At 64.0% G+C, this 13,063-nt stretch carries 7 protein-coding genes, 1 tRNA gene and 1 pseudogene; 2 read left to right on the forward strand and 7 right to left on the reverse strand.

What is annotated here, in order from left to right:
- Positions 1 to 4: 4 nt before the first annotated feature.
- The 4 genes from H0X90_RS32545 to H0X90_RS32560 all read right to left on the reverse strand — a co-directional run bounded on the left by H0X90_RS32545 (position 5) and on the right by H0X90_RS32560 (position 7,593).
- Positions 5 to 1,486, reverse strand: a complete 1,482-nt coding sequence (locus H0X90_RS32545; RefSeq protein ID WP_012492725.1) for a hypothetical protein — start codon at positions 1,484 to 1,486, stop codon at positions 5 to 7.
- Positions 1,483 to 3,744, reverse strand: a complete 2,262-nt coding sequence (locus H0X90_RS32550) for a DUF3274 domain-containing protein (RefSeq protein ID WP_006482740.1) — start codon at positions 3,742 to 3,744, stop codon at positions 1,483 to 1,485. Before H0X90_RS32550 ends, H0X90_RS32545 begins: the two co-directional genes overlap by 4 nt.
- A 23-nt stretch (positions 3,745 to 3,767) precedes the next feature.
- Positions 3,768 to 6,545: a type VI secretion system Vgr family protein gene (locus tag H0X90_RS32555; RefSeq protein ID WP_058901636.1), complete on the reverse strand. Its 2,778-nt coding sequence runs from the start codon at positions 6,543 to 6,545 to the stop codon at positions 3,768 to 3,770.
- A 418-nt stretch (positions 6,546 to 6,963) separates the two neighbouring features.
- A complete protein-coding gene (locus H0X90_RS32560; protein WP_006482752.1) occupies positions 6,964 to 7,593 on the reverse strand; it encodes a LysE family translocator in 630 nt (209 codons plus the stop codon).
- Positions 7,594 to 7,940: 347 nt separating this feature from the next.
- Here H0X90_RS32560 and H0X90_RS32565 point away from each other — a divergent pair, with 347 nt between their 5' ends.
- Together H0X90_RS32565 and H0X90_RS32570 are read left to right on the forward strand one after the other, a co-directional pair.
- Positions 7,941 to 10,121, forward strand: coding sequence for a TonB-dependent siderophore receptor (locus tag H0X90_RS32565; RefSeq protein WP_077190158.1), 2,181 nt, complete (start codon positions 7,941 to 7,943; stop codon positions 10,119 to 10,121).
- A 57-nt stretch (positions 10,122 to 10,178) separates the two neighbouring features.
- Positions 10,179 to 10,269: transfer RNA gene (locus tag H0X90_RS32570), tRNA-Ser, on the forward strand.
- Between the two features lie 75 nt (positions 10,270 to 10,344).
- Here the strand turns inward: H0X90_RS32570 and H0X90_RS32575 are convergent.
- The 3 genes and pseudogenes from H0X90_RS32575 to H0X90_RS32585 all read right to left on the reverse strand — a co-directional run.
- Entirely contained in the window at positions 10,345 to 12,360 is a 2,016-nt protein-coding gene (locus H0X90_RS32575) for a sodium:solute symporter family protein (RefSeq protein WP_077190159.1), read from the reverse strand.
- A gap of 3 nt (positions 12,361 to 12,363) precedes the next feature.
- On the reverse strand, positions 12,364 to 12,708 hold the full coding sequence (locus tag H0X90_RS32580; protein WP_006482758.1) for a DUF4212 domain-containing protein: 345 nt from the start codon (positions 12,706 to 12,708) through the stop codon (positions 12,364 to 12,366).
- Positions 12,709 to 12,791: 83 nt separating this feature from the next.
- Positions 12,792 to 13,063, reverse strand: a pseudogene (locus tag H0X90_RS32585) (acetyl-coenzyme A synthetase); the annotation flags it as partial.

The following is a 13,063-nucleotide window of genomic DNA, read 5'->3' on the forward strand; positions in this document are numbered from 1 at the left end:
TTCCTTATTTTGAATAGCCTTGAGTCGTAGGGCTCGCATCGTGACGACGTCCCCACCAAGGTAGATAGGCGTTGTTTCCGCCGCGTGCGCGAAACCAGTTCTTAGTTGCATCGATCGGCGTCAGTTTCGAAGGCGCGACCACCACCACCGCTGTCGGGTGCTCGGCGTCGGTCGTTCCGGCTACGAGTACATTTCCCCCGAGGTGATTCGCTCGCCCGATCGCCAGCACCACATCGGTCAGCGCTGCGCCGGCCCCCATGTCACCGAGCAACGCCGATGTATTGAAGGTCTGCGTACGGAAATCGTATTCGGGCAGTACTTCCGTCAACGTCTGCGACAGGGACGCAATGCGTGTCGACGCAGCATCACTGCCCTTGCCCGCATCGTGCACGATGTAATTCACCGACGACACCGGCACGCCAGCATTACTCGCCGCCGTATCGATTGTCGACTTCCATGCCTGCACCGCGCGACTCGCGCCTTGCTTTGCGTCGAAATCCTTGACGTTGCTTCGAGCGGCTTTACCGATCCACGCCAGCGGCTCGCGCTCGGTCTTCAGATCCGGGCCTGCAAGGAACAGCACCACCATGTTCTCGTTGATCTGTTCGTCGTTCGGCGGGAAGCTCGGTGCATCCCAGTTCATCACCCACGCGCTTTTGTCAGGATGCGTAGCCAGATAGTCCAGCGCGGCGTTCAGCGATGTGAAGCCGGCATTGCCGTGGCCCGTCGTCACGTGCACATCCGGCGGTGTGTCGCGACTCCATAGATTCTTTGCGGACGGGTTGCCGATTTCGAATATATTGACAATGCGATTACGCAGATATGACGCAGCCGATGCAGGCTCAATTCGTTCGGAAGGAATAGCCAACTCCACATGCACGCCAGCCAGCTCACGCCACTTTCTTTTGTCATCCGAGCTCACGGTGTAAAAATAATCTTCACCCGTAAAATATGGAGCTCGGAAGAGCAACAATAGTTTATCGACATATTTCTCATAAAATCCAGCAAAAGATTCACCTCCTCCATTACCATCCGCGACAATGGAAATTGCCTGCAACGTCGAATATTTCTTCGGATTCGTTCTAACCATATCATCGTTGACATTTGGCTTGACCAGACCAAGCGTCCACAATATTTGCCACTCGGTAGGGTAGTCCCTGCGCTGGAGGGGATTCATCCATCCAAGGCCTACAACCTGCGCAACGAAAGGCTTGGATGAACTGGCCCCAGCGATCGGGACTGCCTTATCGGCCGATGAGGCGGCCATCGCGCGAGGAGCAGCAATCACTGTTGCGAACGCAAACACCATGATTGCCACGAGCCCCGGGACCAACACCAATCGTTTCAACAGATTACCCATACCCAATAACTCCCCTGCCGGCTTGCCAGACGAAATCAATATCAAAAACGACGCCCCTAAAGCAAAAAACAACGCAAGGCTCGCAACTCCGACTCGACGCGGCCAGGTGGCAATGACCGCCTTCATAAAATACCTCCCAACTTCATGAAAAAGCCACCATCTCGCTCGTCATGTATTTTCCCCGGCATTGCGGCACTTTCGTCTTTTTTAACCCAGTCAGGCAAAAATAGGTCGCCGTGCTTGCCGGTATTTATATAATCCATCAAATGAAAATTAGGATCACCCTTCTTGGAATCACTGGCAAATCTCCAATCAGCCTGGATTCTGAGATATTTGAAATCATCTTCAGTTAAATAACAAAGCCCAATTGCCACATCATAAGCCAACGCCCTTTCAGCATGATCCTTGTTGGTCATGATGGTCGAATGGTTAGTGGGGTTATTCTTGTCCCCGCCGTTCAGAATCTGGAATATCTCGTTGTTCCGCCATTCGGTATAGTCAGCACTCGCTGCCTCCGGATTGTCCTCCCCGATCACATTCCCTTCCTTGTCGACCCAGCGGCGATTTCCGGACCTTCTCGCTTCCATCCGAAGAATGGAATGATCCTCATACCGCTGCGCAGCCTCGGACGCCGCGTCCCCCTGCGCCTTCAGCGCATCACCCTCGGTCTTGAATTTTTCCGACTTCGCGTCGAAGTTGTCGTATGGATCGTCATCACGCTTGTTCTCCTTGTTGGCGTCACGCCCAGCCGACGGCGGATCGTAACCCTCGTTGAAGCGCCCTTCCTCAATCGGTTTCCCTTGCGCATCGCAAGCGCCCGACGGCTTACCGTAGCGCAACGCCTGCGGGAGGAAGCGCGTTTCCTTGTCGAGCATCGGCGCCGTAATCGGGATTTCCCAATTTTTCGGTGGCTCGGCATTGACTGCCATGTCCGTCAAATTGAACAGGTAGAAGACCGGACTCGTTGCAAGCGTGAAAATCTTCGCGATCCACCCTTCATTGGAATGCATCCCTCGTCCAAGACCATACCGCGCCGGTGGTGATGGCGGATACCAGAAACCTTCCTTCTGGTTCTTGTCCTTGCGCCAGTCATCCTGCCAGTACCGATAGAGCTTGCTCTCTCCGCCCACCTCGAAATTCGACGCGAACACGCGTTGCGAAAAAACGCCCCACGCATTCGTCGCACTGATTTCATCGATACTCATCCCGCGCCAGCCGATTCCCTGAACGGTCAGGGCGGAAATGACCTGATCGTGCGGGCAGCAGTACAGCGTCACTCTTCCGTAGGTGTTTTTCTGGTACAGCCCATGCGCCTCCCGGTCCTTGGCTGCGCTATACGGTTTGCCTCCATCCTTCGACGGTCTCGCGCTTTCCATCGCGCGATCGAGATCCTCCGCAGGCATCTCGAGCTCGGCCCGGGCACGCAGGATATCGAAGTACGCCCTCAACGTCTCCTTGCGCGCCACATAGGTCTCGCGCCCCACGTGCCCGTTCTTGTCGCGCACCCCGCGCTGGGCCCATGAGTCGGTCATGTTGGCCTCGACGAGACTGTACGGAGGATTGGCGAGCACATAAGTGTCGGCGACGCAGCGCCCTTTCTTGCCCCACTGATCCGTCACCTCGGGCAACCGGTCGCCGAGGAATGCGGCGGCAAGGCCGATCATGTTTCCCTGGCTGTGGCACACGATCGTGATCGGCGCGTCGGCCTGTCGTTTACGGATCGACTCGACCAGGCGTGCCAGCCGCAGCGCGCCAAGCACGCCGTAAGTGCGCGGCGGCGTGGAGTAGATTTTTCGATTGCCGATGCTGTTCATGTGCTGAACGGTCAGCCACAGAAAGAGCCGATCGTTCAATCCGTCGTTCCACAGATCCGGCAGGCTCGAACACCCGCCCGCGAACGGACCACCGCCCCAGTAATTCTTCTCGTTGAGCATGATCTTGTCGCCATACTCCTTCAGCTCCTGCGCATTCGCGGCATAGCCCCACCGAAAGTGGATGACGGGCGAAAAGGACGGATCGGGCTTGATGTACGTCTTCGACGACATTTCCGGATTCAGGAAGCCGTCCGGCGTCAGGCTTTCGATATAGCTGACCGGCGTCATCTGCCCGGCCACCGGCCCCCAATGGAACAGCTGATCGTCATAACGCCCCATGCGCCGGTTCAACCCGGCACACAGCCCCTTCTCGGCCTCCTGGAACCATTCCCCTTCCGAATTCACCCCGTGCACGAAAATGACGACGCCCGGCAGCGGCATCTGCATCACGCACTCGAGGTCGTTGCGGTTGAACAGCGTCGTCCCCAGTCCACCACCCACCGGAGTCTGCGACGGGTCGTCCGTCGACGGTTGCCCGCCCGGGTTCTGCGCAAAGTTGTAGTTGAACATGTTGTTTTTCTTGAAGACTCGGCTCAGGTTCTCGACTTGAAGAAGCGAACCGCCAATTGTTCGAACTGGTCGCTGCTGACCGGCGCCAGCTTGCCTTGCGCGTCGGTCTTCCCCTTGATCAATTCGCCCGACGCCTTTCGCACCTCGGCTTCCATGCCCTCGACCGGCTGTCCGTCGGTGGCCCGGACCAGCTTCGGCACCCGCCCCAGCGAGCCCTGGTCGAACTTCGGAAAGTCGGCGCTCATGCTCGCCGGCCCGGCCCACGTATGCGACGCCGACTTGACGGTGAAACTCCCCGGACACCCGAGCTCGATATCGCCGCCCTGCAGCTTCAGGTACGCGCCGCCCGACGTCACGAACACGACCTGCTCGCTGGCCATGCCCGCGAGCTTGCCGCCGCCCGCCGTCATCTGGATGTTCTTCGCCGAATCGATCTGCGTGTCGTCGTTCTGGCTCTGCAGCGCCACTTTCCCCTGGTTGGCGATCGCCGACACGCCCTCGCTGTGCGCGAACATCGCCACGCCACGCCCGGCCTGCAGGTTGATCCGCTGCCCGCTCGTGTACTGCAGGTGGTTCTGCGCGACGACATCGACGTTGCCGCCCGCATGGGTCGTCACGGTCTTCGGCGTCGCCATGCTGATGCCGGCCGGCGCGGTGATGCCGATCGCGGCCATCGACGCGCCTGACGACTCACCGCCGTCGGACGCCTTGCCATTCGGCCAGCCTTTCACCGTGGTCATGAGCGCATCGTGCGGCTGCGTATCCGGCGCGACGCCTTGATGCTGGCCCGCATAGTCGCCGAGACTCTTGAACAGTTCGACGCATTCCTGCATCAGTTGCAGATACTCGTCGCGCGCGAGGTGGCCGTCGCTCGCGCGCAGCCGCTCCCAGGCCGAAATCAGCATCGCCTTGCCGCTGCGAATCGCCACGTGCGCATCGCTGCGCAACTCCGCGCCTTCGCCGCGCGCCGTACCCTGCCCGTTGTCGCGCGGCTGCGTCAGATAGCCGAGGTTCAGCTGACTGTACGCATGCTCGCTCGCCAGCTGGCTGCTGATCTGCCCGGGCGTATCGTCGAAGCGGATCTGGTTGTAGCGCTGCCCCTTGATTTCCTTCGTCTTCGTGCCGGAAAGATAGCGGTTGCCCGGCAGTGCGCCGGTATGGCTGAAGGTCGCCGGCATGTTCGGCCCGTTGGCCAGCACACCCATCACGACCAGCCGGTCCGGATCGCCGCCGATATGGCCGATCAGCACTTCCATGCCGACGCGCGGCAACGTATTCGCGCCGAAGCTGGGCCCGGCGAGCGCGCAGGCGACGCGCACCGGCGCGCTGTCGGACGGCGTGCCGCTCGTGCCGGCGCCCTGCGCGTGCGCATGATCGTCCGCGCTGAGCCCCTGGATCCGCACCCGGATGCGGCCCATTTCATCGCAGAACACCTCCTCGCCCTCCGGCCCGACGACGACCGCCGTCATCGGATGAACCGGCGGCAAGTCGACGTGGGGATCGTAGGCCGGCGTCAGCGGCACGCCGCGCCGCACGCACGAGAACGTATTCTCGTAGCGCCTGTCGCTTTCGTCGCCCGGCTTGCCGCTCAGGTCGGCCGGCACCGCGTTGAACAGCACGCGGCTTGCCGCGAACAGCGATTGCGCGCGCTCGTTCAGTTCCTTCGGCAGGTTATTGCGCACGCAATGATGAAGCGACGTGACGACGAACTGCCGCTGTTCGGCCGGCAACGTATCGAGTTGCGGATGCTCGGCGAGCGCAAACCAGTGACCGACGGCAAGATCACGCACATTGCTCACGCCGTCGACGGATTCGGCACGCAGTTCATGCGCCAGCATCCGGTCCTTGCCGATCCGGTCGAGATCGGACGACGAATCCCCGGCATGCGGGATATCGATGACGACGTCGGCCAGCAAATGCCCGAGGTCGTTGCCGCCGTCGCCCTGATCGACGATCGTCGCCTGCTCGGTTTGCGACATCCGGCCGCTCTTGTAGTCCCACGTCGGCCGGACGACCTTGCCCGGGATCAATCGGCGGCTCGTCGCCCACAGCGTGATCGAGTCGCGCGCCTCGGTGGCGGCGTCGCGATGGTATCGGATCGTGCCGGCGACCGTCTCCGGCAACTTCATCGAGTCATCGGCAAAGACGAGCGTATGCACCGGCGTGTCGTGCGCTTGGCCGCTCGCCCGCTCGCCTGCCTTCCCCGCCTTGACGAATACGGTCGCCCCGTCCCGTCGCAACAGCCGCCGGATGAAGTGCGCGTCCGACTCGTTGACCTGCCGCGTGAGTTCACGCGCGGGGTAACGCGCGGCTTGCAGACCGGACAGGTCGAACTCGAATGCGCCCGCGAGCGCCGAGCTGCGCTGGCGCCATTCCTGAAGCAGCACACCCAGGATGTCGGGCAGGCTCTTGGACCGAAACAACCGCGAATTGGTCCGCCGCTCCATCACGGACAGCACGTCGCGAATCGTCAGCTGGTAGCAGGTCAGCGAACCGTCCGACTGCCCGGTGCGGACGTCGGTGACGATGCCGTTGATGGGATGAAGACGCCCGCGATCGGTCGTCATCTCGACGGAAACCGGCAGTCCGATGAAGCTGCGGATCGGCAGATCGGCCCGTGCCGACACGCAGGTCAGATGCCCCTCGATACCCGTCATCAGCCCTTCCCGGATATCGGCATACTGGAGCGCAAGCACTTGCTCGAGCGTTTTCTGGGCAGGCCCCCAGTTCATGCGAACCGGTCGATTGTTCTGATCGACCACCCCCGACGCAAACGTGCGTAGTAATTCGGCTGTATTCACAGCGTGACTCTCAGGATTTTGTTTGACTTCGTTGTTCGGCGAGCAATCACGCCCGCTGGTCCGTCCTGGGAGTGCCGCCCGTCTGGTTTTCGGCGAGCATAGCAAATTTGTCAGGTTGGTGACGGCTTTTTGACAGGATTTAGAATCCTTTTTGCACGGCGCGCAACGGGCTCAACCGTTCACTTTCTTTCGAAGTCGGCCGATCCCGTCCCGCGCCCCTCGAGCGTCGTCGCGGTGTCGGTCCCGTCCGTGCCGCACTCCCGATACGGGCCGGACGAACTGCACCGCCAAGTCACGAATCGTGAATCCCATCGTCCGTCGATACCGGCGAACGTCGCGGCCGAAATGCAGATCCTCGGCCGACGTCATCTCGTCCGGATGGCACGAGGCTACGATGCTTCCCCGCTGCGCCACCGCGTCAATGCACGGCCTTGCGATACAGCGCAACGTACCCCGCGAGCATCAGCAGCAACGATCCGCTGACCCGGTTCAGCCACTTCTCCCCCGCGGCCTTCCATACGCGGACCGAATGCACGCCCAGCAGCGCGTAACCGGTCATCCCGATCACGTCGATCGCGACGATCGTCGCCGCGAGAATCGCGTACTGCGGCGCGATCGCATGCGACCGGTCGACGAACTGCGGCAGCAGCGCCGACATGAACAGGTAGTACTTCGGGTTGCTCATCGCGACGAAGAAGCTCTTCAGAAAGGCGCTCCGGCGATCGGGCGTCGCAGGCACGCAAGGCTGCGCAGCCGCGGCCCCGCCGCTCGACATCAGCATCCGGATGCCGACATACGCGAGCCACGCCGCGCCGAGCAGCTTCAGCGTCACGAACGCCGTTTCCGACGCGTCGAGCAGCACGCCGAGGCCGAACCCGACCAGCGCGACGAGCACGACGTCGGCGGTGACGGCGCCGAGCATGCCGACCATCGCGTGACGCAATCCGTAGCGCGAACCGTTGCTCATCGCGAGCAACACCGTCGGGCCCGGCGTCGCGACACCGACGGACAGGATCAGCGCAAAGGCGAGCAAGGCGGAGAGCGACATGGCGTGGCGTTCCTTTTGAAGAGTGCGGTGCGGACGGACGGCATCGTCGTCGTGATCGGGCCACCCGGCCGCAACCGGTGCGCACGGTTTGTTACGACGAATGCGGTCTTCGCATGATCGCATGCTCGCCCCGACGCCCGCTCGGCGGTTGTGCACCGTCGCCGGTGAACCGCACCCAGTTATCTCAAATAGTGGGCTGACCCCTCCGTAAACGACAATGATTCTCGTTTACGTTAGACTCCGCCGCTCGATAAAAATACGTCCGCGACAGCACGGACGCGTCACGCCGCCCGGATTCCGACTTGCCGCCCTGGGATGGATCACCGACCACACCCGATTTGCGTCCCATGTCGACACTTTCGTTACCCGTCCTGCGTCTCACGCCGATTGCCTTCGGCATTGCGCTCGCCTGCACCTTCCCGGCCGCCGCCGGGGCCCAGCAGGCCACTTCCGCCGCCAACGCCGCGCCCGACGCCACCGTGCTGCCGTCGATCAACGTGACCGGCGCGGCCGAGCCGCTGCCCGGCGACCTCGCGCCGACCTACGCCGGCGGCCAGGTCGCGCGCGGCGCGGATTTCGGCGTGCTCGGCCGGCAAAAGGCGAGCGACGTGCCGTTCAGCATGACCACCTATACGTCGAAACTGATCGAGGACCAGCAGGCGCGCACGCTCGCCGACGTGCTCGACAACGATCCGGCCGTGCGCAGCGCATCGGGCTACGGCAACTTCTCGCAGGTGTTCGTCATCCGCGGTTTCGCGCTCGCCGGCGACGACGTGTCGCTGAACGGCCTGTACGGCGTCACGCCGCGGCAGCTCGTCCAGACCGATGCGGTCGAGCGTGTCGACGTGTTCAAGGGCGCGAATGCATTCCTGAACGGTGCATCGCCGAACGGCTCGGCGGTCGGCGGCGGCGTGAACCTGCAACTGAAGCACGCGGACGACAAGCCGCTCACGCGCGTCACCGTCGACGGCGCGACATCCGGCTCGCTCGGCACGCATGTCGACCTCGGCCGCCGCTTCGGCAGCGAAGGCCAGTTCGGCGTGCGCGTGAACCAGTCGATCAGCGGCGGCGACACCGCCGTCGACGACGAGCGCCGCCGCAGCAACGTGACCGCCGTGTCGCTGGACTGGCGCGGCGACACATTGCGTCTGTCCGGCGACTTCCTGTATCAGCGGCAGCGCATCGACAACGGCCGCCCGATCGTGCTGGTCAGCGGCAGCCCGTTGCCCGCCGTGCCGTCCGCGACGCACAACTATGCGCAGCCGTGGAGCTTCAGCGAACTCGAGGACACGGTCGGCATCGTGCGCGCCGAGTACGACTTCCTGCCCGCGTGGACGGCCTACGTATCGGCCGGCGCACGCCATACGAACGAGCACGGCGACTACTACACGCCGACCTACTCGTCGTCCGGCACGACCGGCTCGCGCCTGAGCGTGCCGCACAAGGAAGATGCGCAGTCGGCCGAGGCCGGCGTGCGCGGCCGCTTCACGACCGGCCCCGTGTCGCACTTCGTGACCGCCGGCGCGTCGTTCATCCGCATCGACAGCCAGTCCGCTTACACGATGTCGAACGCGTTCCCGACGACGCTCTACGATCCGGCGCCGGTCGCGTCGCCGCCCACCGCCTACGCGGGCGGCGACATGAACGATCCGGGCACGGTCACGAAGACCTGGCTGCGCAGCCTCGCGGTGTCCGATACGCTCGGCTTCCTCGACGACCGCGTGCTGTTCACGCTCGGCGCGCGGCGCCAGTCGATCTCGGTCGACAACTTCGACTACACGGGCGCGGTCACCAACACCTACAGCAACGCGATCACGACGCCGGTATTCGGTCTCGTCGTGAAGCCGTGGCGCAACGTGTCGATCTTCGCGAACCGCAGCGAAGCGCTCGCGCAGGGCGAGATCGCGCCCAACACCGCGCGCAACGCGGGCCAGGCGCTGTCACCGTACCGGTCGAAGCAATATGAAGCCGGCGTCCGCTACGACACCGACAAGTACGGCGCGTCGCTCGCGCTGTTCCAGATCGAGAAGCCGATGGCGTACACCGATCCGGCGACGAACCTGTTCGGCGCCGACGGCACGCAGCGGCACCGCGGCATCGAGACGGCCGTGTACGGCGAGCCGTGGAAAGGCGTGCGGCTGATCGCCGGCGCCACGTACCTCGACGCGACGCTGCAGAACACGGCCGGCGGCACGAACGACGGCCACCGGCCGATCGGCGTGCCGTCGTTCCTGCTCAACGCGGGCGCCGAATACGACGTGCCGATGCTGCGCGGGCTCACGCTGACCGCGCGCTGGATCCACACCGGGCCGCAGTACCTGGACGTCGCGAATACGATGTCGATCCAGGCGTGGGACCGCTTCGACCTCGGTGCGCGTTACGCGACGGACGTGTTCGGCAAGAAGACGACGTTCCGCGCGACCGTGCGCAACGTCGCGAACAAGTCGTACTGGTCGTCGACGATCGGCGGATACCTGACGCAGGGCGACCCGCGCTCGGTGTGGCTGTCGATGACGACGGATTTCTGACGGGCGCCGAAGGGAGTGGCGGGCTGCCGCCAGAGTTTGCTATACTCTCGGTCTTCCGGAGAGATGGATGAGTGGTTTAAGTCGCACGCCTGGAAAGCGTGTATAGGTTAATCGCCTATCGGGGGTTCGAATCCCCCTCTCTCCGCCAGGATTCAAATGCCCGCGCCCGCGGGCATTTTCGTTTCCGGACGCACGTCGATACGCGCTCCCCCCGCCCCGCTGATCACGGGTGCCGAATGTAATCCACCAGCGCCCGCGTGTATTCATCCGGCCGCTTGTCGCACAGACTCACCGCGATCGCCACCGCAAACCCCGCCGGCACGCCAAACACGCCTGAGCTGATCGGTTCGATCCCGAACCACGGGCGCCCGGCGAACCCGGTCAGTTGCGTGAAGAACGGATAAGTCGACACGATGTAGTACACGCACACCGCCAACCCGGTCACCATCCCGGCAATCGCGCCGCGCGTCGTGGTGCGCTTCCAGAACACCCCCAGCACCAGCACCGGAAAGAAGCTCGACGCCGCCAGCGAAAACGCGGCGCCGACGAGAAACAGGATCTTCCCGGTATTGAGCGACGCGACATACGACGCGAACAGCGCCACCCCCAGCAGCAGCACCTTCGAAATCGTCACGCGCCGCTGGCTCGACGCATCGGGCGCGACCATGCAGTAATAGACGTCGTGCGACAGCGCGTTCGCGATCGTCAGCAGCAGCCCGTCCGCGGTCGACAGCGCCGCGGCCAGCGCACCGGCCGCGATCAGCCCCGACACCACGTACGGCAGCCCCGCGATCTCCGGCGCGGCCAGGACCACCATGTCCGGCTGCATCTGGATTTCCGACCAGTGCACGATGCCGTCCCGGATCACTTCGACGACACTGATCAGGTCGGGTTCGAAGTGATGCCACTGCGTAACCCACGCCGGCAATTCGGCGAACGGCCGCCCGACGAGATTCGCGAGGATCTCGTACTTGATCAGCACCGCGAGCACCGGCACGCTCAGGTAGAACAGCGCGATGAAGAACAGCGTCCAGCCGACCGAGCGCCGTGCCGACGCGACCGACGTGGTCGTGTTGTAGCGCGTCAGGATGTGCGGCAGGCTCGCGGTGCCGAGCGACAGGCACAGCAGCAGCGCGAGGAAGTTCCGCTCGCGCGGCTTGCGTTCATCCTCGTTCGCGGCCGGAAACGGCTCGTGCATCGGCACGGGCGGCTCGGCCCGCGCGAGCAGGTCGTCACGCACCTGCGTCCACGCCACGCGCGCCGCCGCGGGATCGCGCGGGAAATCGGCCAACTCGCGCTCGCGCAGGCTGATCTCGCGCAGCGGCCCGTTGTGGCGCCGCAGGTCCGCGAGCTGGTCGACGAGATGCCGGCGCGCATCCGCGTACGACGCCGGCAACCGGTCGAGCCGCGTCTGGATATCCGCGGCCTGCCGGCGGTATGCATCACGCACCTGCTGCTCGTCGCGCGCGTCGCGCACCTGCGCCTCGCGCGCCGCGACGCGCTCCATCAGCGTGCCGTAATTGAACTGCGGCACGGGGCCGAGCCCGTTCTTCATCGCGATCAGCGAGACCGGAATCAGGATCGCGCTGATCAGGATGATGTACTGCGCGACCTGGGTCCACGTGACCGCGCGCATTCCGCCGAGAAACGAGCACACGAGAATGCCCGCGAGCCCGCAGAAGATCCCGATCGCGAAATCGACGCCGATGAAACGCGTCGCGATCAGGCCGATCCCCTGGATCTGCGCGACGAGGTACACGAACGAACACAGGATCGCCGCGCCGGCCGCGAGCGCGCGCACGGCCGTGCTCGAAAAACGCGTGCCGAGAAAATCCGGAATCGTGTAGCGCGCGAGCTTGCGCACATACGGCGCGAGCAGGAACGCGACGAGGCAGAATCCGCCCGTCCAGCCCATCACGTACGCGAGCGCGTCGTAACCGGTGGCGTAGAGCGAGCCGGCCAGGCCGATGAAGGACGCGGCCGACAGCCAGTCGGCCGCCGTCGCCATCCCGTTGAACGCGGACGGCACGCGCCGCCCGGCCACGTAGTACTCGACGAGATCGGACGTGCGCGACAACAACCCGATCACCGCGTACACGGCGATCGGCACGAACAGGAACACGTAACCGATCCAGACGCCCGAGCCGGTCGCGCGCTCGATCCGCCACATCAGCAGCACGAAGCCGAGAAACCCGAGCGTATAAAGCGCGTATGCGCGTATCAGTCGACGCGTCAACATGAATCAGCGCCCGCCGTTCGGATGGCCGGCGCGTGCCGCATGCTCGTCGTACGCGCGGCGCAGCGTGCGGTCCGCGCGCTGCATCAGCCCGATGTAGACGACGATCAGCACGAGGTAGACGAGAATCGCGCCCTGCGCGCCGACATAGAACGGCAGGCTGAAGCCGGCGAAGCGAATCCCGGCGAGCGCGGGCCCGAAGAACGGCACGATGAACGACACCGCGAAGCCGATCACCATCAGCACCGCGATCAGCGCGACGTTGAAGCGCCAGTAGCGCGCATGCGCACGCGCGAGCGGCTCGGGAACGGGGGGTGGCGCGGCGGGCGCCGAACGGGTCGGAACGGTCATGCCGTTATGTAGCAAAAAGCCCCTGCGCGGGCAATCGGGATTGCCGCGCAGGGGCTCGCGCGTGACGCGCAACCGGCAGGCGCTCAGCGCACTTCGGTGAGCTGCTCGAGGATGGCCGGGTTCTCGAGCGTGGACGTGTCCTGCGTGATCGCCTCGCCCTTCGCGAGCGAGCGCAGCAGGCGCCGCATGATCTTGCCCGAGCGCGTTTTCGGCAGGTTGTCGCCGAAACGGATGTCCTTCGGCTTCGCGATCGGTCCGATCTGCTTGCCGACCCAGTCGCGCAGCGTCTTCGCGAGCGCCGCCGCTTCGTCGCCTTCCGGGCGCGAACGCTTCAGCACCACGAACGCCACGACCG

Origin of the sequence: Burkholderia sp. 9775_39 (assembly GCF_015712225.1) — a bacterium.
GTDB classification, from domain to species: Bacteria; Pseudomonadota; Gammaproteobacteria; order Burkholderiales; family Burkholderiaceae; genus Burkholderia; species Burkholderia cenocepacia.

Bases quoted from the DNA above. Each gene is read 5' to 3' on its own strand.
- H0X90_RS32550 (WP_006482740.1), bottom strand. From the start codon at position 3,744: ATGTTCAACTACAACTTTGCGCAGAACCCGGGCGGGCAACCGTCGACG.
- H0X90_RS32565 (WP_077190158.1), top strand. From the start codon at position 7,941: ATGTCGACACTTTCGTTACCCGTCCTGCGTCTCACGCCGATTGCCTTC.
- H0X90_RS32580 (WP_006482758.1), bottom strand. From the start codon at position 12,708: ATGACCGTTCCGACCCGTTCGGCGCCCGCCGCGCCACCCCCCGTTCCC.
- H0X90_RS32575 (WP_077190159.1), bottom strand. From the start codon at position 12,360: ATGTTGACGCGTCGACTGATACGCGCATACGCGCTTTATACGCTCGGG.
- H0X90_RS32545 (WP_012492725.1), bottom strand. From the start codon at position 1,486: ATGAAGGCGGTCATTGCCACCTGGCCGCGTCGAGTCGGAGTTGCGAGC.
- H0X90_RS32560 (WP_006482752.1), bottom strand. From the start codon at position 7,593: ATGTCGCTCTCCGCCTTGCTCGCCTTTGCGCTGATCCTGTCCGTCGGT.